Origin of the sequence: Stutzerimonas stutzeri, assembly GCF_000590475.1 — a bacterium.
Taxonomy (GTDB): Bacteria; Pseudomonadota; Gammaproteobacteria; order Pseudomonadales; family Pseudomonadaceae; genus Stutzerimonas; species Stutzerimonas stutzeri_D.
Genome location: NZ_CP007441.1, coordinates 2,668,242 through 2,688,437, shown reverse-complemented (window position 1 = coordinate 2,688,437; position 20,196 = coordinate 2,668,242). Strand labels below are relative to the sequence as shown.

Below are 20,196 nucleotides of genomic sequence, written 5' to 3'. Positions count from 1 at the left end.
AGCCGCTGAAACAGGTGCATCGCAAATGACCGACAAACGCCCCCTACGCTCCGCTCAATGGTTCGGCACCACCGACAAGAACGGTTTCATGTACCGCAGCTGGATGAAGAATCAGGGCATCCCGGATCACGAATTCCAGGGCAAGCCGATCATCGGCATCTGCAACACATGGTCCGAACTGACCCCTTGCAACGCGCATTTTCGCAAGATCGCCGAGCACGTGAAGAAGGGCGTGTTGGAAGCAGGCGGATTTCCGGTGGAGTTTCCGGTGTTCTCCAATGGCGAATCGAACCTCCGGCCGACTGCCATGCTCACCCGTAATCTGGCCAGCATGGATGTGGAGGAGTCGATTCGTGGCAATCCCATCGATGCGGTGGTGCTGCTCACTGGCTGCGACAAGACCACTCCGGCGTTGCTCATGGGGGCGGCAAGTTGCGACGTTCCTGCCATCGTCGTTACCGGCGGTCCGATGCTCAACGGCAAGCACAACGGCCGTGACATCGGCGCCGGGACCATCGTTTGGCAGATGCACGAGGCGTACAAGGGCGGCCTGATCAGTCTCGATGAGTTCCTCTCGGCTGAGGCCGGCATGTCGCGCTCGGCCGGCACCTGCAACACTATGGGCACGGCCTCGACCATGGCCTGCATGGCCGAGGCGCTGGGCACTTCGCTGCCGCACAACGCCGCGATTCCCGCCGTGGATTCGCGGCGCTACGTGCTGGCACACCTGTCCGGCATGCGCATCGTCGAGATGGTCGAGGAAGACCTGCGGCTGTCCAAGGTGCTGACCAAGCAGGCGTTCGAGAACGCCATTCGGGTCAATGCCGCGATTGGCGGTTCGACCAATGCGGTGATCCATCTCAAGGCCATCGCCGGGCGCATTGGCGTCGAACTCGATCTGGATGATTGGACGCGCATCGGGCGGGGCATGCCGACCATCGTCGATCTGCAACCTTCCGGTCGCTTCCTGATGGAGGAGTTCTACTACGCCGGTGGGTTGCCCGCAGTGATTCGCCGGCTGGGTGAAAACCAGCTGTTGCCCAACCCCGATGCGCTGACCGTCAACGGCAAGTCGCTATGGGACAACTGCGCCCAAGCACCGATCTACGGGCAGGACGAGGTGATCCGTGCGTTGGACAATCCGCTGCGCGAGGACGGCGGCATCTGCGTGCTGCGCGGCAATCTGGCACCCAGCGGGGCGGTGTTGAAACCCTCCGCGGCGACCCCTGAGCTGATGAAGCACCGGGGGCGTGCGGTGGTCTTCGAGGACTTCGACGATTACAAGGCGCGCATCGCCGATCCGGAGCTGGACGTCGATGAAACCTGCGTGTTGGTGATGAAGAACTGTGGGCCCAAGGGTTATCCGGGCATGGCCGAGGTCGGCAACATGGGGCTGCCGCCGAAGGTACTGGCGAAGGGAATTACCGACATGGTGCGGATCTCCGATGCGCGGATGAGCGGGACTGCTTACGGCACCGTAGTGCTGCATGTCGCCCCGGAAGCGGCTGCAGGCGGGCCTTTAGCCGTGGTGCGAAACGGTGACTTCATCGAGCTGGATTGCATCGCTGGGCGGCTGCATCTGGATATCTCAGATGCAGAGCTGCAAGAGCGCCTGGCGACCTGGCAGCCACGGCAGGGCTTGCTGTGGGACGGTGGGTATCGGCGGCTGTTCGTTGACCATGTACTGCAGGCGGACAAAGGCTGCGACTTCGACTTCCTCGTCGGATGCCGCGGTGCCGAGGTTCCGCGTCATTCCCACTAACAGGTCGTTGGACAGCAAAGGAGAGGCGGGCAGGGCAAATGGCTGGCCGCCGTTTGGAGGTGGCTGAATCGTCAAGGCATCTTATGAGCGGGGCGCTGCAGGTCTTTCCGCGAGTGGCGTAACAGCTGCCGGCGCAGCTGGGACCTTGAGACGGCTGGTGATCACCGTCGCCAGAATGATCAATGTGCCGCCGAGCAGCATGCGCAGGGTGGGTTGCTCATTGAACAGCCACCACGCGAACGCAATGCCATAGACCGGTTCAAGGGCAAATATAACCGCGGTGGTCCGAGCCTTCAGCACCTTGAGGCTCGCCACGAACAGGCTGTGTGCAAGCCCCGTGCAGAACACGCCGAGCAGGGCCAGCCATAGCCAATCCAGCGCAGGCACCGCGGGAAGTGAGGTCCAGGTGACAGGCAGCAGACACAGCAGGATGGTGCCGTTTTGCCAAAGTGCGGCCTGTACCGGGTCGACGCCGCGGGTAACGGCACGGTTGAGCAGCGAGAGCAGGGCGAACGTAAGCCCCGAGAAGATGCCGTAGAGCAGCCCTACGGTGCTCTCACTGGCCAGATCGAAGTGTGGCGTCACCAGCAGCAGGCCTGCGCATACCAGGCCCACCATGGCGAACTCGACCGGACGGGTGCGCTCGCGGAACAGTAGCCCTTCAAGCAGCACCGTGAAGGCCGGGAAGCTGGCGAAGCCCAGCGTGGCGATGCCGACCCCTCCGATCTTTACGGCCATGAAGAAGGTGAGCCAGTGCCCGCCCAACAGCACGCCGCCGAGCAACAGGCCAACACGCTGCCGCCCGCTTGGACGGTTGCCGCCGACACGCAAGAACTGCGCTGCCAGCAACAAGGCGATGACGGCGAACAGTGCGCGGCCAAAGGTGATGAGCAGGGGCGGACTTTCGGCCAGCTTGCCGAATACTCCCGAGAGGCCAAACATCAGCGCGCCGAAGTGGATCGCCAATAAGGCATTGCGGTGGGTCACGGTCGATCCGCCTGCTTTGAGCGGAGTCGTTGAAAAGGGGACGCAAGAGTGTCGAACAAGGTGATCATGGAGCCTCGCGATATACGTTAGGGCTTCGCCCACAGCGTTGAGCAACTAGGTTAAGTCGTGCGGGGCGGCTCGTCTGTCGCGTCAGTCTCGTGATTTGTCGAGCGGCTCGCGGCGGATGGCGCGAGGCGTGGTGCCGTATTGGCGGTTGAGAGCCGCCGTGAAGGCGCTTTGCGAGGCATAGCCGACGCGTGCGGCGATCTCGCCGACCGCCAACTGGGTACTGCTCACTAACTCTCGGCCTTGTTGCAGGCGGCGCAATCGGATGAATTCTTGTGGTGTCAGGCCCGTTTCGCTGACGAAACGCACGTGGAAGCGTTGTACCGAGAGGCCGGCCAATCGCGCGAGATCCTTGACTTCAAGTGGATGTGCCAGATGGCGGTCGACATGGGCATGGAGCGCGGCCAGCGGAAGCGACTGCAGTCGGCCGATTGGCTCGCAGCCTGTCGCCAGGCTGGCCAGCAGCAAGGTTGCACCTTGTGCGCCGATAATCGAATCGTTGATCGGGCTCGCGGCAAGCCAACTGACGAGCTGACTTTGGGATGGCGTCAGCTGTAGTGCTGCGGACTGCTCCAGAAAGCGCTGAGTGGAGCTGGCGTGATGACCAAGGTGCTGTTGCAACCAGCCGCCATCGGGTATGTCCACGACCAGGCAGAGGCTGCCATCGGTGCTACCGCATGCGTGGCGCGCATCACTGGGTACTACAGCAAGGCGTTGTTGTTGAATGCGGCTACCGTGTCCATCAATCTCGAAATCCAGCTGTCCACGCAGGCCGAATACCAATTGCGTATGTTGATGGCTGTGAATGACCTGGTCCTGGTTGTAATGACGCAGGGACAGGATGGGCGACATGTTGACCTCGACTGCAAGCGGATGGCGTGGCCGGCAGCGGCGGAATCCGACGCGTGCCGTTGGCACTACATGATGACTTTATCGCGCAGTTTGTCGGCGGCCTGGTTGAGGGCCTGGATCACGCGCTCCTTGTCGAAGTTCTGCACGCCGTTGGTATCCAGGTACATCGAGAATCCTGGCAACTCATGCTCGACGAAGCTGTTGGTCGCGCCCAGATCGCGGCGGAAATCTACCACTTGATAGATCTGCACGGGTCGCGAGAAGCCCTTGACGCTGATCTGACCTTTGTCGCGGCACATGATCACGTCTTTGACGAGCGAATAGGTCTCGTGAGAGATCAGAATCTCGCCGGCTTCGGCGGAGCTTTCCAGTCGACTGGCCAAATTCACTTCGCGACCGATGATGGTGTAGTCCATGCGGGTATCGGCGCCAAAGTTACCTACCGTGCAGTAGCCGGTATTGATTCCCATGCGGATTTCCATCGGCTTCGTGATGCCTTGCGCTCGCCATTGCTGGCGCAGCACCTTCATGTGCTTGCGCATGGCAATAGCCATCGATACCGCAGCAACCGCGTCCCTTTTCGCGCCCTGGCTGGTAGGGTCGCCAAAGAACACCATCACGCAGTCTCCAACGAACTTGTCGATAGTGCCGCCGTACTTGAGGGTTATTTTCGACATCTCGTTGAGATAATTGTTGAGCAGGTCGGTCAGGGCTTCGGCTTCCAGCTCTTCGGCGAGCTCGGTGAAGCCCTTGATGTCGGAGAAGAAAACGGTGAGTTTTTTGCGTTGGGTTTCGAGCCGTACACTGCGCTTGCCGGAAAAGATCGATTCCCACACCTGCGGAGACAGGTATTTGGCCAGATTACGGGCCAGCCGCGCGGCTTTGGCCTGCTGGGCTTCCACTTCGCGACGCGCCTGCGCCAGCCGTATCCCCTGCTGGTGCACGTAGTAGGCCGTGACACACACATACATGCTGGTGAACAGAATACTGACCGCGGCCACCAGAATCGGGGTCGCGCCGTCGAAGCGCAAAGGCACCAGCAGGCTGGTGAGCCCGACACCGATAGTCACCATCAGCATGGTCATTAATAGATGGCGCAGGCTGCCAATAACCAACGCGCTGAAACCCAGCGTCAGTAAAAACATCATGCTCGGTACCAGGATGCAGCCGAGCAGCACGATCCCAGCGCCTGCATTCAAGGCGTCGAGGCACAGTAGAGTCTGCGAAGTCTGTTCCGGATATTCGCGCTTGAAGCGATAACTCAGGTGATAGGCGAAATGCGGATAGAGGAGGGTGTAAGGAACCATCCATAGCAGGTCGAGCGCGAATTGCTGGGTATAAACACCGGCGGCGAGTGTGGCGGCGCAGGTCAGATAAGCGAAAACCCGGGCGTAGTATTCGCGCAAGGGGCGAGTCGCGAGGCCGTTACGCCGTTCACCGGTCACGGTTGGCATGAAGGTACTATCCCTGAAAGGTCTCAGCGCTCTGGCATGCGCCGTTGGAAGCAACAGCGCATCGAACGTCGCTGACCGGCGATCATAACTAAGTCATTGCCGTTGCGCCAAATCGCCCGTCCAATCCGTGACGGGTTGCCAGTATCGGCCAGGCATTATCCGGGCCAGCCATCAGAAGCGAACTTTTCCGGTGAGCATGTCCTTGAGCATGACCCAGTCGCCCAAAAAGCTGTACAGCGGATACTGGAATGTCGCAGGCCGGTTCTTCTCGAAAATGAAATGGCCGACCCAAGCAAATCCGTATCCAGCCACCGGCATTGCCAGTAGCCACAGCCATTGCTGACTGATGAGCGCATAGGCAAGGATGGCCAGCACCAGCAGGCTCCCCGCGTAGTGCAGGCGGCGACAGGTGCGGTTGTTATGCTCAGCCAGGTAGAACGGATAAAAATCAGCAAAGCGGGTAAAGCGTTCGGCGGTTTGCGTGCTCATGCTGCACCTCCTGTTATTGTCATCGTCGCAGTCTAGATTCACTGGCGCTTGCTGGCCACGCCTTTCAGGTTGAGAGTTGCGACCCGGCATTGGGGACGCTCTGCTGCCATACTGGCTGGCCGTGGCGGTACCGCCAGCGCTGTTGCATGTTGTGCCGGAACTTGTGCTACGGCGCGAGGGCCTTAGTTTCCAATGCCTATACGCACGCCGCTCTTTTGTAACCTCCGAAAAAGGACACCCAGCGTTGGCCAGTAGCCTGCTTGCCCTGATTGACGATATCGCGACGGTTCTCGATGACGTTTCCGTCATGACCAAGGTTGCCGCGAAAAAAACCGCGGGTGTACTGGGCGACGATCTCGCGCTCAATGCCCAGCAGGTCACGGGCGTCAAGGCCGATCGGGAATTGCCCGTCGTCTGGGCCGTGGCCAAGGGATCGTTACGTAATAAATTGATTCTGGTACCGGCCGCTCTGCTTATCAGTGCGTTCATCCCATGGGCGATTACGCCGTTGCTGATGCTGGGTGGCGCGTTTCTGTGTTTCGAGGGGTTCGAGAAGCTGGCGCATCGCTTTTTGCATCGGGACGACAATCACCATGAACAACAGTTGCAGGCGCTGGCAGATCCGCATGTCGACATGGTCGCCTTCGAGCGGGACAAGATCAGCGGCGCGGTGCGCACCGACTTCATCCTCTCGGCTGAGATCATCGCCATTACCCTAGGAACCGTGGCTGCCGCGAGTTTCACTGAACAACTGGCGGTGCTGGCAGGCATAGCAATCATCATGACCATCGGTGTATACGGACTGGTTGCCGGTATCGTCAAGCTGGACGATGCCGGTCTGGCGTTGAGCAAGACCGCGAGTGGCGCTGCGCAGGCGATCGGCCGTGGCATCCTGACGCTGGCGCCCTGGTTGATGAAATCGCTATCGGTGATCGGTACCGCGGCGATGTTCATGGTCGGTGGCGGCATTCTCACCCATGGCATCAAGGCGATTCATCATTTTATCGAGGACAGCGCTGAGCACACGGTGGCGCTGCCCTATGTCGGCTCGGTATTGGCAGGGTTGCTGCCAACCGTGCTCGATGCAGCCTTCGGCATACTCGCCGGTGGGCTGGTTTTTGCGGTGGTTACCTTGGGTGGACGGCTGATCAAGGGCAAGACTGACGCGGCTTGAGCGTTCACGTTGAGTGCGCGCGGTCCGGTCTTTGCGTCAGCCTGATTATTGGTTGTGAATATCAGCGGAGCAAAAGCGGATGGATGCATTCATGCAGGCGGCAATCGACGAGGCAACGATGGGGCTGGCCGAAGGCGGCATCCCGATCGGCTCGGTAATCGTCCATCGGGGCCAAATCATCGGCCGTGGGCACAACCGGCGCGTTCAGCAGGGCAGCGCGGTGCTGCACGGAGAGATGGATGCCTTCGAGAATGCCGGACGGCAACCGGCCAGTGTTTATGCCGAATCGGTTCTTTATACGACTCTGTCGCCTTGCTCGATGTGTAGCGGGGCCATTTTGCTCTACGGGATTCCCAAAGTCGTGATTGGCGAAAATCAGACATTTTTGGGCGAAGAGCTATTGCTACGCGGTCGCGGCGTCGAGGTCGAAGTGCTGCAGGATGCGCGCTGCATTGAGATGATGCGCAGCTTCATCGCCAACAGCCCTGAGCTGTGGAATGAGGATATCGGCGAAACGTAACGGCATCAGTGGCGCCAAAACGACGGGGTCAACATCACCAGGACGGTGATGATTTCCAGACGTCCAAGCAGCATACCGACCGAGAGCAACCATTTGGCGGCGTCTGGCAGAGTCGAGAAGTTGCCGGCTGGACCAATGATCGGCCCTAGTCCAGGCCCAACGTTGCAGACCGCTGAAGCCGCGCCTGTGAGTGCGGTGATCGGGTCTAAGCCAAGCAGCGCCAAACATAGGGCCAGCACGCCGATGGTCATGGTGATAAAGAAAGAGAACGTCAGAATCGAACGGACGATTTCTTCGTCGAGGTTGTGCCCGTTGTACTGCTGGCGGATCACTGCTCGCGGGTGAACAAGTTGCTTGAGGTTCGAACGCAACAGGGCGTAGGCGACCTGGAAGCGGAACATCTTCAATCCGCCTGAAGTGGAACCGGAGCATCCACCGAGGAAGGTGAGGTAGAAGAATGCCATCACGGCGAAACCACCCCATTGGGTGTAATCGGTAACGGCGAAGCCAGTGGTGGTGATCACAGATACCACACTGAACGTCACGATTCGCAGCGAGTCGAGCAAGTTGTCGTCATGGTTGAGCCAGTACCAGCCGCTAAACAGCAAGCTGGTGAGGGTCAGCATCACAAGAAAGCCCCTTACTTGCTGATCGCGCAACAACGCTCCGCGATTGCCTCTTGCTGTGGCGACGTACAGGGTAAACGGCAAACTGCCCAGGACCATGAAAAAGATCGCAACCCAATGCGATGCCGGGCTGAATTTGCCAAGGGAGGCGTCTGACGTCGAATACCCTCCCGTCGACACGGTCGACATCGCATGGTTGATGGCGTCGAAGCCGCTCATCCCTGCCAGCCAGAATGCCACGAAGGCCGCCAGCGTAAACGTCAAATAAATTACGATCAGGTACTTGCCAGCCATGTGCGAGCGGGGCATGACCTTCTCCGACCAGTCTGATGACTCGGTCTGGAACAAGCGCATGCCACCGACTCGCAGCAATGGCAGAATCGCCACCGCCATGCCAATAAAGCCGATGCCGCCAAGCCAGTGCAGCAACGATCGCCACATCAACAGGCCCGGCGAGGCACTATCCAGCCCTGAAAGCACAGTCGCGCCAGTAGTGGTAACGCCGGACATGGTTTCGAAAAACGCATCGGTATAGCTGATGTGCTGAATGAGCATCAGTGGTAGGGCGGCGAAGCAGCACACGATCACCCAGCTTATGGTCGTCAGGAAATACATGTCGCGAGGGCGCAGCTGGGTGTTTGCCGGGCGGCCTGGCGCCACCAGAGCGAAGCCGCAGCTGAAGGTAATGAGGCTGGCCCAGATGAACGCTTGGAGGTCATCGGTGCGCTCGAAGGCGAACAACGTGATCATCGGAATGACCATGCTGACTGAGAGGGTGATTAGAAAAATGCCGAGGATAAAACCGATAATGCGCAGCGTCGGCAAGGCCATTTTTGATTGATGCTCGGCTCGAAAATGAGGCCGCCATTCTACGCCTGTCGAAGCGGCAGTAAACCGGCTATCGACCTGCAAAAAAATCTTTTGTGGCGCACCCTTGAAGGCTCTTCCCAAGTTCGTTGCGATGATTAGAATAGCCGCCCGGGCGCCGGCCCTTTCCCGGTTTCTGGATGTTCACCTTCCATGTCGATCGACAATCCCTGCCTCACGTGCGGTGCCTGCTGCGCGTATTTTCGTGTGTCTTTTTTCTGGGGCGAATGCGCCTCTTCCGGCGGAACAGTTCCCGACGGTGCCACCGTGCAGGTCGGCCCGTTTCACGTCGCGATGCTCGGGACAGAATCCAAGCCGGCGCGCTGCGTCGGGTTGATCGGCGATGTGGGATGCGGCGTGCGATGCACGATGTACGAGCAGCGCTCGAGCACTTGTCGCGAATTCGAAGCGTCTTGGGCTGATGGTCAGTACAACGCCCATTGTGACGCGGCTCGGGCAGCCCATGGCCTGCCGCCGTTGACGCCTCCATTAGAGCCGCAATTGTCGCCCGACAGGGTCGCCTGACGCTCTTCTGCTAGCGATTTCAACTATTGGCGGTTGCCAAAAGAATGCCGCGTGGTCGCGATGAAACCCCAACAGCCCTAGAATGTCCGATTCGTTTTTGGAGGTTTTGGATGGATGCTCTCGACCTGCTACTCAACCGCGTTTCCGTTACGCGACTCGCCGATCCGGCGCCGACTGCCGCGCAATTGGACGTGTTGTTCCGTGCTGCGCTGCGCGCACCGGATCACGGTCAGCTTCGGCCGTGGCGCTTTCTGACCATTCAGGACGACGCGCGCGACGAGTTGGGCGACCTGTTCGTCGAGGCGCTTCGTCTGCGCCAGCCGGATGCGCCCGAGGAAGCGCTACACAAGGCGCGCAAAATGCCGCTGCGCGCGCCGCTGCTGGTCGTCGCTATCGCTCGGGTATCGCCGCATCCGAAAATTCCCGGATCCGAGCAGGTGCTCGCTGCCGCCTGTGCGGCGCATGGTTTATTGCTGGCCGCCCATGCTCAGGGGCTGGGTGCAGTCTGGCGTACCGGCGAATTCTCCTATGACAATCACGTGGCGCAACAGCTGGGGCTGGAGGAAAACGAGCAGGTGATCGGCTTTATCTACCTGGGCACTCCGGAGGGCAATGTGCGGACTCCGTCGGGCTTGGATCCTCAGCAATTCGTTAGCCGATGGGGTCGAGCTCAATAGTGCTCAAACCGGGCGCGGTAGAGCGGGTCTGGTCGGGTTCAATGGCAGCTTCAAGCTGGCGATGAAACCACCATCTGAATGATTACCCAATAGCAATTCACCGCCGTGTCGCTCGGCAGCACGACGGGCGATGGCCAATCCGAGACCATGACCAGCGGTGGTTTGCCCTGGCGCGCGAAAGAATGGCTCGCTCAATTGCGCGAGATGGGCTTGATCCACGCCAGGGCCATGATCGCGGATGCTCAGTAGAAGCCAGTCGCCATCTCTATCGGCGCTCAGCTCGATTGGCTTACCTTCTGGGTTGAAGCGCAGGGCGTTGCGCAACAGATTGTCCAGCGCTCGCTCAAGCATGTCCGGCCAGCCGAGCAACTCAATAGTTGCCCCCATTCGGGTATCAATGCGCTGGGTTGGGGCGACGATGCGCGCATTCTCTTCGAGCTGTTGAAAGATCGACGGGAGATCGATGGTGATGGACTCGCCTGGATCGGCATCAAGGCGGGCCAGTTCCAGAATTTCGCTGATCAGCGCTTCCAGCCGGTCGCACTCCTTGGCCAATCGCGGCCAAATGACCTCCCGCTCCGCGGGGGTCGCCCGTTCGGCAAGTGCCAAAGCGATACGCAGACGTGCAAGGGGCGAGCGTAACTCATGCGAAACATCACGCAGCAGCTGCCTCTGACTGCCGATCAGGCTTTGCAGTCGAGCGCCCATGCGGTTGAAGTCATTGGCCAGTACACCCAGCTCATCGCGACGCTTGGCCAGTCGGGCGAGCGAATTTTGCTGATACGTAGTTTGCCCAAGATCATGCACAGCGCTGCGTAGACGGTCGAGCGGGCGAGTAATTGACAAGGTCAGCAATAGGCTGAAACCGGTTAGCACGACCAAGGCGATCGCTATCGCACTCAGGGGCCAGAACAGACTTCCCCGATGCCAGGCCTGTAATTCCTGATTGGGGATGCGGTAGATGAACAGATAGGTAATGCCGGTATCGGGACTGGTGTAGTCACTGGTCAGGCGTCGCCAGGGCAGGCGCCCCTCCCGATTTTCCTGTCTTGCCTCGAACGCGGCGGCGCGAGCCGGAAAGGTCCCGCGGATGATGGGCTGGCCGTTTTCGGCTAATACCTGTACGTCGACATCGAAGCGTTGACGGTGACGTTCGAGCAGAAACTGCGCCGTTATCGGACCTTGCCGCTCGTAGACTTTAGTCCATATTTCGGCCAGCCCATTCACGCCGGGATGACGGTTAAGGATCCAAGTGTCCTGGTTAAGGGCGTGAGCGAGGAGCACGGCCAGCGCTGCCACCAGTGCAATGGCTAACCAGAACGTTGCGAGAATACGCCAGAACAGTGATCGCACCGCTGAATGCTCCACGGTAAAGCCCGGCACGCGTTCCCCTTGTATGGCGCGAGCCGGGAAAATGTTTAGTCGTGATCAGTTCTTCTGATCGCGCTCGGCTTTCCACTGCTTGAACTCGGCGCGCTCAGCTCGCTTGGCTGCCATCTTTTCTTGCATTGCGTCGAACTTCTTCTGCTGTTCTGGCTTCAGCAGGTCGCGTATCTGCTTCTGTGATTTTTCCTTGTTGCTCTTAAGCTCATTCTGCATGGATGTGCGCTCGGCTTCGGGCAGCTTGTCCAGGTAGCGCTGGGTGATTTCACGATGGCTTTTCATCTGCTCGCCCATCAGCTCGCGCATTTTCTGCTTCTGTTCCTTGGTCAGGTCCAGCTGTTCAAAAGGTGCATGCTTGCCGCCGTGCTGGCGATGCCCTTCGTCGGGCATGGCCATAGCGATAGCGGGAAGAGTGGAAGCGAACAGCATTGCAATAAGGGTCTTGCGCATCATGAGGTCTCTCCTAGTGTGAAAACCGATCGCCAGAAGCGCTGCTGCGCATTGCTGGCTTGGATCGGATGAGCTCAGTCTAGGGCGCGCAAGGTCAAGGGCGGTCAGCTCAGGGTAAAGGCTCGGTAAAGCCGCTCAGGAGGCGTAGAGGTATCCGCGGCTGCGCAGTGCGACGATGCGTTGACGACCGTCCGGGTGCGGGCCCAGCTTGCGGCGCAAGTTGCTGACATGCATGTCAAGGCTGCGGTCGTACAGGGTCAGCTTGCGCCCGAGGGCCAACTGCGCCAGTGCCTGCTTGTCTAAAGGCTCGCCAGGCTGGCTGAGCAGCGCTTCTAGAATGCGGCCTTCGGAAAGCGTCAGGGTGACTTCGTGCTCGCCGATGCTGGCAACGCCGCGCGCCGGGCTATAACAAAGATCGCCTAGTTCCAGTTGGCTCGGTGTGCTTGCCGGCTGGCTGCGCCGTAACACGGCACGTAGTCGAGCGGTAAGCTCGCGAGGATCGCAGGGTTTGGCCAGATAATCGTCTGCGCCCAGTTCCAGGCCGAGGATACGATCCAGCGGTTCGCCGCGTCCGGAGAGCATCAACACCGGGAGGTCAGGGTGTTCGCTGCGCAGTTGTTTGAGTAATTCGAGGCCACTGCCGTCTGGCAGCATCACATCGAGCACTACCGCTGCCGGCTGATGTTCGGCCAGCGCCGCACGGGCGCTCTGACCGTCATGGCAGGCATGTGCGATAAAACCCTCCTGGGCCAGCCAGCTCACCAGCAGCTCGCAAAGTTCCTCGTCGTCGTCGATCAGTAACAGTTCGCTCATGCCTTCGCTCGTATCCGCTTCAGTTCAGCCATTGCCGACGGCGACGTCCGCGCGTAGCCAGGACGCCCAGTAAGAAACCCAGCACACCGACGCCACCGCCTACGGCGAACCACTGCTGCTGGTCACTCAACAATTGCGGTTGCGCCTTTGAGGGTGCCTGCTGCAACTGCATACGTAGCTGATGGTTCTCCTGGCGCAGGTGCGCCAGCTGCGCCCGTTCGGCATCGGTGATGGCCGTGCTGAGGCTATCGTCGGGCGCTTCAGGCGTTAGTTCGTTGTCGAACCGACGTCCTTCGGGCTCCACCTGTTGTCGTTCGGGAGGTGGATCGATTGCACTTTCATCGGCATTCACGAGCGGCGAGGCAACACTCAGGACAAACAGCAGGGCTAGCGAACCTTGGCGCATCGGAACTCCTTTTTCCTTAACGGCCGTAGAAGCCCTACGGCCAAACGAATACCTGACAGCGTCAGCCGATCAACTCAGGGAAAGACCCGCTTGAAAGGTTTTACCACCACTTCGCCGTAGACGCCGGCAGCCTTGTACGGGTCAGCTGCTGCCCATGCTTCGGCGGCTTGCAGGGATTCGAACTCGGCGACCACCAGGCTTCCTGTGAACCCGGCAGCGCCCGGGTCGTTGCTGTCGACCGCTGGATGCGGACCAGCCAGAATCATACGGCCTTCGTTTTTCAGCTGTTCGAGACGCACCAGATGGGCCGGGCGGGCGGCCAGACGCTTCTCCAGCGAGCCGGCTACGTCCGTAGCGATAATGGCGTAGAGCATATTTACTCCTATGATTCTTCAGGTTCGGGTTGCATGTGACGGGTCAGGTAGACGGCCTGGCCCGCCATGAAAAGTAGCGTCAGTCCCAGGCTGCCAAACACTTTGAAGTCGACCCAGATAGAGGGATAGACGAAAGCCACGAAAAGATTGGCGAAGCCGCAGATGAGAAAGAACAGGATCCAGGCGACATTAAGCTTTGTCCATTGCGCGGGTTGCAACCGCACGGCGTGTCCCATCATGCGCTGGATAAGGGTTTTCTCGCCGATGAAATGGCTGCCGGTGAACGCCAGCGCGAACAACCAGTTCAGCACCGGAGCCTTCCATTTGAGTATGGATTCGCTGTGCAAGGCCAGGGTCAGTCCACCAAACAGCAGGCATGCGCCAAGTGTTAGCCATTGGCTCTTGGTCAGCCGGCGCTGGTGAATGAACAGCGCGGCATATACGACCACCGAACTGGCAATGAGCACAGCCGTCGCGTTAAAAATGCCGCCCACAGTGACATTCAGATCCGCCATTTCAAAGGTTCTGGGCTCAAGCTTGTACACCAAGAAAAACAGCAACAGCGGAATGAAGTCGACGATTTGTTTCACGAAGAGAGCCAGAAGCGGGATGTGGCCGGCATAATAGCAAACCGCGCTTTTGGCGGAACGTTGTCCGCTGACCATTTCCTGGACGCGGCGCAAGCTTTGGCGAAATGTATGACGGCACGAGCGCCGATAGCGACTGTCAGAAAAATATGCCGCCAAGCCCTGGAGAGTAGGTCCGAATGATTGTTGATTTGCATTGCCACAGTACTGCGTCGGACGGCGTGCTTTCGCCTGACGCGTTAGTTGAGCGGGCACATGCACGCGGCATCGAATTGCTCGCGCTGACCGATCACGACACGTTGGAAGGCCTCGATGTCGCTCGTGCCAAGGCGGCCTCGTTGGGTGTCCAGCTGGTCAACGGTATCGAGCTTTCGTGCGTTTGGAGTGGCGCCACCGTACACATCCTCGGTTACGCCTTTCGCCGTGACGCCGCTGCGCTGCAGCAGGCCATCGCGGAACTGCACGAGGGCCGGTGGCGTCGCGCGGAGCTGATTGCTCAGCGTCTGGAGGCGAAGGGCATGTCGGGCGCGCTGGAAGGCGCGCGGGCCGTGCAGCAGGAACTGGGTGACAGCGGCAACGCCCCGGCACGTCCACACTTTGCCGAATTTCTGGTGCGCGCCGGCCACGTCCGCGACCGTGCCGACGCGTTTCGCAAGTGGCTCGGCTCGGGCAAACTCGGTGACGTCAAACAGCACTGGCCGAGCCTTGAGCAAACCGTATCTACGCTGCGCGACGCGGGTGCCTGGATCAGCCTGGCGCACCCCTGGCAATACGAATTCACTCGTAGCAAGCGGCGCCGCCTGATCACCGAGTTCGCCCAGGCCGGTGGACACGCGTTGGAAGTCGTCAATGGCATGCAGCCGCTGGAGCAGGTTGGTGGATTGTCAATTCTCGCTCGCGAGTTCGGCCTGATGGCCAGTATCGGCAGCGATTTCCATGCGCCAGGCGACTGGTCGGAGTTGGGTATGTATCGGACCTTGCCGGAGGATCTGCAGCCATTGTGGAGGCATTTCGATCATGAACCATGCGAGTCTGCTGCCCGCTGAGCAGGGAGTTTTCATGAGCCAGTTTTTCCAGATTCATCCGGACAACCCGCAGGCCAGGCTGATCAAGCAGGCCGTGGAGATCATTCGCAACGGCGGTGTGGTGGTTTATCCCACCGACTCGTCCTACGCCATCGGCTGCGCGATGGGCAACAAAGCCGGCATCGAACGTATTCGCCGCCTGCGCCAGCTCGATGACAAGCACAACTTCACGCTGGTCTGCCGTGATCTGTCCCAGCTCGGCCTATTTGCCAAGGTGGACACCGCGGCTTTCCGTCTGCTCAAGACGCACCTGCCAGGCCCGTACACCATCATCCTCAGTGCTACCCGAGAAGTGCCACGGATGCTCCTGCACCCCAAGCGTCGCACCATTGGCCTGCGTGTCCCGGCACAGCCGATCGCTCAGGCGCTGCTTGCAGAATTGGGCGAGCCGTTGATGAGCGTCAGCCTGATTCTGCCCGGCGAGACCGAGCCGATGAGCGATCCCTATGAAATGCGCGATGCGTTGGAGCATCAGGTGGACCTGATCATCGACGGAGGTTACGGTGGCGTCGAGGCCTCGACGGTCATCAGTCTGGTGGACGGCGATCCGGAAGTGGTCCGCGTGGGGTGCGGTGATCCCGCGCCCTTCGCCGCCTGACCCGATTCGCCTTTTCGACAACTACGAAGGAAACCCTTTTGAGCTCCATGGATTCGCAGCGACGTGTGGTCTCTGGGATGCGGCCCAACGGTCGCCTTCACCTTGGCCATTACCATGGCGTACTGAAGAACTGGGTCAGGATGCAGCATGAATATCAGTGCTTCTTCTGTATCGTCGACTGGCATGCCCTGACTACCGATCACGCGGTCGGTGCCGATATCGCCCGCAACGTGCAAGACATGGCAATCGATTGGTTGGCGGCCGGCGTCAGCCCCAGCTCAGCGACTCTCTTCATTCAGTCTCAGGTACCTGAGCACGCCGAACTGCACCTGCTTTTGTCAATGATCTGTCCATTGGCTTGGCTGGAGCGCGTGCCGTCTTACAAAGAACTGCAGCTCGATTCACAGCAAAAAGAGTTCGGCACCTACGGCTTCCTGGGTTACCCACTGCTACAGGCGGCCGACATCCTCGCCTATCGTGCCGGGGTCGTACCGGTAGGTGCTGATCAGCTGCCGCACATCGAATTCGCGCGTGATGTGGCGCGGCGCTTCAACCATCTGTACGGCAGCGAAGACGACTTCGAGATGAAAGCCGAAGCGGCGATACGCAAGCTTGGCAAGAAAAGCGCCAAGCTTTACGCCAGCCTGCGCAGGAGCTACCAGGAGCAGGGCGACCTCGAGGCGCTGAATACCGCCCGCGCACTGCTCAAGGATCAGCAGACCATCACCATCGGTGATCAGGAGCGCCTCTACGGATATCTGGAAGGGAGCGGCAAGTTATTGCTCCCTGAGCCGCAGGCCCTGCTGAGCGATTCCCCGAAACTGTCTGGCCTGGATGGCGGCAAGATGGCCAAATCGGCAAGTAACTCAATCTTTCTGCGCGATTCGCCTGAGGAGATCGAAGAGAAGATCAAGCGCATGCCTACCGATCCGGCACGCGTGCACCGGCACGACCCGGGCGAGCCGACGCGCTGCCCGGTCTGGCAGATGCACCTGGCTCATTCGGGGAAAGATGTGTGTCAGTGGGCCGAGCAGGGCTGCCGCAGTGCTGGAATCGGTTGTTTGGAATGCAAGGCGCCGCTGATCGAGGCGATCAAACTCGAGCTGGCGCCGCTTCAGGAGCGGGCTCAGGACTACGAACAGAATCCGGACCTGGTGCGTAGCATTCTTGCTGAAGGCGCCGAGCAGGCTCGCGACGAAGTCCGCGACACCCTGGTAGTCGTCCGCCAGGCCATGGGCCTGAATTACCGCTAGAGCCCATGCGGCGACCGGCATAAGCTGTCGCCGCCATTAACATTCGTTCTTCCCGTGGAGTGAGCATGCTGGAACCCCAGGCCGAGGCGGCGATCGATCCGCCCGGCGAGCAGCTGCGGCTGGCCCTGGTCTATGGTGAGGCGTTCAATAACCTGCCGCAGGATCTCTATATTCCGCCAGACGCGCTGGAAGTATTTCTCGAGGCATTCGAGGGACCGCTGGACCTGCTGCTCTATCTGATCCGCAAACAGAACATCGACATCCTCGATATCCCGGTCGCGGAGATCACTCGCCAGTACATGGGCTACGTCGAGCTGATGAAAGCGGTGCGTCTGGAGCTGGCTGCCGAATACCTGGTAATGGCCGCGATGCTGGCTGAGATCAAATCGCGCATGTTGCTACCGCGCTCGGCCGAGGTGGAGGAGGACGAGCTCGACCCGCGCGCTGAACTGATCCGTCGGTTGCAGGAGTACGAGCGCTTCAAGGCGGCTTCCGAAGATATCGATCAATTGCCGCGTGTCGGCCGCGAGCTGCATGTGCCGAGAATCGATGCGCCGGACGCGCGGGCGCGCAAGCTGCTGCCCGAGGTGAGCCTCGAGGAGTTGCTGATCTCCATGGCTGAGGTGCTACGCCGGGCCGATATGTTCGAGAGCCATCAGGTCACGCGCGAAACACTGTCGACCCGAGAACGGATGAGCGATGTACTGGAGAGACTCAAGGGCGGTGCCTTTGTACCCTTCGTTGCGCTGTTCACTGCTGAAGAAGGGCGTTTGGGTGTGGTGGTGACCTTCATGGCGGTGCTGGAGCTGATCAAGGAGTCGCTGGTCGAGCTGGTGCAGAACGAGCCGTTCGCGCCGATTCATGTCAGAGCCCGTAGCGAGGAATCGTCACTGCTGGCTCAGGAGTCAACGGAGCCAAGTCTGTGAATCTGACCGATCCAAAGGATCTTGCTTCGTTGCTCGAAGCGTTTTTGCTGGCCTCAGGCAAACCAATGTCTGTTGAGCGTATGGCCGAGCTGTTCGACGAGGTCGAGCGTCCAGCGCCGGCGCTGCTGCGTAAGGCGCTCGATGTGCTCGGCAAATCCTGCAAGGGGCGGGCGTTCGAGCTGAAAGAAGTCGCCAGCGGCTACCGCCTGCAGGTGCGTGAACGTTTCTCGCCCTGGGTGGGGCGGCTCTGGGAAGAGCGGCCACAACGCTATTCGCGCGCTTTGTTGGAGACTTTGGTTCTGATCGCCTACCGTCAGCCGATAACCCGTGGAGAAATCGAGGATATCCGCGGCGTCGCGGTCAACAGCCAGATCGTCAAAACGCTGCTAGAGCGCGAGTGGGTGCGCGTGGTGGGCCATCGCGATGTTCCGGGGCGACCGGCTATGTTTGCTACCACCAAGCAGTTTCTCGATCACTTCAACCTGAAGAACCTGGATGAACTACCGCCGTTGGCGGTATTGCGCGAGATGGAGCCCGAGGCGTTACCGGTCGATGTCGAAGAGGCGCCCGTTCCGGCGGCATTGCAGGCCCGCGTTGACGCTGAACTCGAATCGGAAACGCCACGTGAGCAGACCAGCTTCCGCAGCCTACTCGCGGAGTTGGACAGCATGGAAACCGGGCTCAAGACCGACTTCGACGATTTGCGCGACGAGGCGGAAGATGAAAGCCAAAGCGTTCCAGACGAGGCTCGCCGCGACTATTGATCCGCATGCCGACTTGACAGATAGCTGTCATAGTCCGGGATACTCAAGCAGTGGGCCTCATCAAGGAGCGGACTCGAAAGCAGATAGTCGGCGCTGCTCTCGTTGGCTGCCAGCGGGATGTTCCACACGGCGGCAACCCGCAGCAGCGCTTTCACATCTGGATCATGGGGCTGCGGTTCGAAGGGGTCCCAGAAGAACACCAGCATGTCGATACGCCGTTCGGCAATGCGCGCACCGATTTGCTGATCTCCACCTAGCGGACCGCTAATCATGCATTCCACCGGCAGTTCCAGGCGACGCCCGAGTAGCAGGCCGGTGGTACCGGTGGCAAGCAGTTCGTGGTTCGCCAGTTTCTGTTTCTGCCGATCCGCCCAGTCCAGCAGGCGCTCCTTACAGTGATCGTGCGCGACCAGCGCGATGCGTTTGCGTGCGGGCAGTGTCGCGGTAACGAAATCGATGCGGTTCATGTTCTTCCCTGGGATTGCTGAGTAGTGGTTGAGCCGAATTGCCGGTTACGGTACTTCGTGCAGGGCGCGGCAGGTGTCCAGCATGCGGTTGGAAAACCCCCACTCGTTGTCATACCAGGCCATCACCTTGAGCAAGCGTCCGCTAACCTTGGTGTGGTTGGTGTCGAAAATCGAAGACATCGGGTTGTGGTTGAAATCGCAGGAAACCAGCGGTAGCGAGTTACAGGCCAGTATGGGCGAGCGTCGGCTGGCGTCCAGCATCAGTGCATTGACTTCCTCTGCGCTGGTTTCCCGGCTGAGCTCCAGGGTCAGGTCCACCAGCGAGACATTGATCACTGGCACTCGGACCGCCATGCCGGTCAGCTTGCCGGCCAGCTCTGGCAAGACCAGGCCAACGGCTTCGGCTGCGCCAGTCTTAGTCGGGATCATCGACTGCGTGGCCGAGCGCGCGCGGTAGGGATCGCTGTGGTAGACGTCAGACAGGTTCTGGTCGTTGGTATAGGCATGAATGGTGGTCATCAGCCCGTGCTCGATACCGTACTCGCGAGACAGCACCTGGGCGACGGGGGCCAGGCAGTTGGTGGTGCAGGACGCATTGGAGATGATCTGGTGCGACTGGCGGAGTATGTCGTGGTTGACGCCGTAGACGATGGTGGCATCGGCACCGGAGGCCGGAGCGGAAATAATGACCTTGCCGGCACCTGCTTCCAGATGGGCGCTGGCTTTTTCGCGGGAGGTAAAGAGACCGGTACACTCGAAGACCACATCGACTTCGTGCTGGCGCCAAGGCAGTTCCGCCGGGTTGCGGATTGCCGTCACGGCGATCGAGTCTCCATTGACCACCAGCCGATCATCACCGACCTCAATTTTTGCGTCGAAATGACCATGGACGCTGTCGTACTGCAAGAGGTGGGCATTCATCGCCGAGCTGCCGAGGTCGTTGATCGCCACGACCTGCAAATGTTCGCGGTAGCTCTGGCTGTACAGGGCACGGAGGACATTGCGTCCGATACGGCCGAAGCCGTTGATGGCGATGCGAATAGTCATAATGGGACCTGGTGGAATTTGTTGTAGGAATTACAAGATTATTC

The 20,196-nt window shown here is 59.9% G+C and carries 23 protein-coding genes; 10 read left to right on the top strand and 13 right to left on the bottom strand.

The features are described 5' to 3' along the window. Positions 1–25: 25 nt before the first annotated feature. Complete coding sequence (locus CH92_RS12335) at positions 26–1,762, top strand: IlvD/Edd family dehydratase (RefSeq protein ID WP_025242076.1); 1,737 nt, start codon at positions 26–28, stop codon at positions 1,760–1,762. 81 nt (positions 1,763–1,843) lie between these two features. Here CH92_RS12335 and CH92_RS12330 read toward each other — a convergent pair whose 3' ends face one another. The 4 genes from CH92_RS12330 to CH92_RS12315 form a co-directional block, all read right to left on the bottom strand. After that, entirely contained in the window at positions 1,844–2,749 is a 906-nt protein-coding gene (locus CH92_RS12330) for a DMT family transporter (RefSeq protein WP_025242075.1), read from the bottom strand. Between the two features lie 150 nt (positions 2,750–2,899). Beyond that, positions 2,900–3,667 carry an AraC family transcriptional regulator gene (locus CH92_RS12325; RefSeq protein ID WP_025242074.1) on the bottom strand — a complete coding sequence of 256 codons (768 nt, stop codon included), beginning with the start codon at positions 3,665–3,667 and terminating at the stop codon, positions 2,900–2,902. A gap of 65 nt (positions 3,668–3,732) precedes the next feature. Next, positions 3,733–5,121 (bottom strand): adenylate/guanylate cyclase domain-containing protein, encoded by a 1,389-nt coding sequence (locus CH92_RS12320; protein ID WP_025242073.1) that lies wholly within the window; start codon positions 5,119–5,121, stop codon positions 3,733–3,735. A 171-nt stretch (positions 5,122–5,292) separates the two neighbouring features. After that, positions 5,293–5,610, bottom strand: a complete 318-nt coding sequence (locus CH92_RS12315; RefSeq protein ID WP_025242072.1) for an Mpo1-like protein — start codon at positions 5,608–5,610, stop codon at positions 5,293–5,295. 244 nt (positions 5,611–5,854) lie between these two features. Here CH92_RS12315 and CH92_RS12310 point away from each other — a divergent pair, with 244 nt between their 5' ends. Both CH92_RS12310 and CH92_RS12305 read left to right on the top strand, forming a co-directional pair. Then, on the top strand, positions 5,855–6,784 hold the full coding sequence (locus CH92_RS12310; RefSeq protein ID WP_025242071.1) for a DUF808 domain-containing protein: 930 nt from the start codon (positions 5,855–5,857) through the stop codon (positions 6,782–6,784). A gap of 79 nt (positions 6,785–6,863) precedes the next feature. Beyond that, positions 6,864–7,304 carry a nucleoside deaminase gene (locus CH92_RS12305; RefSeq protein ID WP_025242070.1) on the top strand — a complete coding sequence of 147 codons (441 nt, stop codon included), beginning with the start codon at positions 6,864–6,866 and terminating at the stop codon, positions 7,302–7,304. A 5-nt stretch (positions 7,305–7,309) separates the two neighbouring features. Here the strand turns inward: CH92_RS12305 and CH92_RS12300 are convergent, their stop codons facing one another. Then, positions 7,310–8,761: a TrkH family potassium uptake protein gene (locus tag CH92_RS12300; protein WP_025242069.1), complete on the bottom strand. Its 1,452-nt coding sequence runs from the start codon at positions 8,759–8,761 to the stop codon at positions 7,310–7,312. Positions 8,762–8,950: 189 nt separating this feature from the next. Here CH92_RS12300 and CH92_RS21650 point away from each other — a divergent pair, with 189 nt between their 5' ends. Together CH92_RS21650 and CH92_RS12295 are read left to right on the top strand one after the other, a co-directional pair. Continuing rightward, positions 8,951–9,322, top strand: a complete 372-nt coding sequence (locus CH92_RS21650) for a YkgJ family cysteine cluster protein (protein ID WP_080689998.1) — start codon at positions 8,951–8,953, stop codon at positions 9,320–9,322. A gap of 110 nt (positions 9,323–9,432) precedes the next feature. Then, positions 9,433–9,999: a nitroreductase family protein gene (locus CH92_RS12295; protein ID WP_025242068.1), complete on the top strand. Its 567-nt coding sequence runs from the start codon at positions 9,433–9,435 to the stop codon at positions 9,997–9,999. Positions 10,000–10,002: 3 nt separating this feature from the next. On the opposite strand, the gene CH92_RS12290 is transcribed toward CH92_RS12295, so the two are convergent. From CH92_RS12290 to ispZ, 6 genes are all read right to left on the bottom strand, one after another. After that, positions 10,003–11,352 carry a sensor histidine kinase gene (locus tag CH92_RS12290; RefSeq protein WP_025242067.1) on the bottom strand — a complete coding sequence of 450 codons (1,350 nt, stop codon included), beginning with the start codon at positions 11,350–11,352 and terminating at the stop codon, positions 10,003–10,005. A gap of 75 nt (positions 11,353–11,427) precedes the next feature. Continuing rightward, complete coding sequence (locus CH92_RS12285; RefSeq protein WP_025242066.1) at positions 11,428–11,832, bottom strand: Spy/CpxP family protein refolding chaperone; 405 nt, start codon at positions 11,830–11,832, stop codon at positions 11,428–11,430. Positions 11,833–11,967: 135 nt separating this feature from the next. Then, positions 11,968–12,645 carry a response regulator transcription factor gene (locus CH92_RS12280; protein ID WP_025242065.1) on the bottom strand — a complete coding sequence of 226 codons (678 nt, stop codon included), beginning with the start codon at positions 12,643–12,645 and terminating at the stop codon, positions 11,968–11,970. A gap of 19 nt (positions 12,646–12,664) precedes the next feature. Next, positions 12,665–13,051, bottom strand: coding sequence for a hypothetical protein (locus CH92_RS12275; protein WP_025242064.1), 387 nt, complete (start codon positions 13,049–13,051; stop codon positions 12,665–12,667). A gap of 74 nt (positions 13,052–13,125) precedes the next feature. Continuing rightward, a complete protein-coding gene (locus CH92_RS12270) occupies positions 13,126–13,425 on the bottom strand; it encodes a YciI family protein (protein ID WP_025242063.1) in 300 nt (99 codons plus the stop codon). 8 nt (positions 13,426–13,433) lie between these two features. Continuing rightward, on the bottom strand, positions 13,434–14,015 hold the full coding sequence (ispZ, locus tag CH92_RS12265) for a septation protein IspZ (RefSeq protein ID WP_025242062.1): 582 nt from the start codon (positions 14,013–14,015) through the stop codon (positions 13,434–13,436). A gap of 176 nt (positions 14,016–14,191) precedes the next feature. On the opposite strand from ispZ, the gene CH92_RS12260 reads away from it, so the two are divergent. From CH92_RS12260 to scpB, 5 genes are all read left to right on the top strand, one after another. Next, on the top strand, positions 14,192–15,058 hold the full coding sequence (locus CH92_RS12260) for a PHP domain-containing protein (protein WP_025242061.1): 867 nt from the start codon (positions 14,192–14,194) through the stop codon (positions 15,056–15,058). 13 nt (positions 15,059–15,071) lie between these two features. Continuing rightward, a complete protein-coding gene (locus CH92_RS12255; protein ID WP_025242060.1) occupies positions 15,072–15,695 on the top strand; it encodes an L-threonylcarbamoyladenylate synthase in 624 nt (207 codons plus the stop codon). 77 nt (positions 15,696–15,772) lie between these two features. Continuing rightward, positions 15,773–16,948: a tryptophan--tRNA ligase gene (locus CH92_RS12250; RefSeq protein WP_025242059.1), complete on the top strand. Its 1,176-nt coding sequence runs from the start codon at positions 15,773–15,775 to the stop codon at positions 16,946–16,948. Between the two features lie 65 nt (positions 16,949–17,013). Continuing rightward, positions 17,014–17,874 (top strand): segregation and condensation protein A, encoded by an 861-nt coding sequence (locus CH92_RS12245; RefSeq protein WP_025242058.1) that lies wholly within the window; start codon positions 17,014–17,016, stop codon positions 17,872–17,874. Beyond that, the gene (gene scpB / locus CH92_RS12240) at positions 17,871–18,638 is read left to right on the top strand and encodes an SMC-Scp complex subunit ScpB (protein WP_025242057.1); all 768 of its coding nucleotides are present in this window, start codon (positions 17,871–17,873) and stop codon (positions 18,636–18,638) included. Before CH92_RS12245 ends, scpB begins: the two co-directional genes overlap by 4 nt. Here scpB and CH92_RS12235 read toward each other — a convergent pair. Continuing rightward, on the bottom strand, positions 18,632–19,105 hold the full coding sequence (locus tag CH92_RS12235) for a methylglyoxal synthase (RefSeq protein WP_025242056.1): 474 nt from the start codon (positions 19,103–19,105) through the stop codon (positions 18,632–18,634). The genes scpB and CH92_RS12235 overlap by 7 nt on opposite strands. Before the next feature lie 45 nt (positions 19,106–19,150). Next, positions 19,151–20,152: a type I glyceraldehyde-3-phosphate dehydrogenase gene (gap, locus tag CH92_RS12230; RefSeq protein WP_025242055.1), complete on the bottom strand. Its 1,002-nt coding sequence runs from the start codon at positions 20,150–20,152 to the stop codon at positions 19,151–19,153. Between the last annotated feature and the right edge of the window lie 44 nt (positions 20,153–20,196).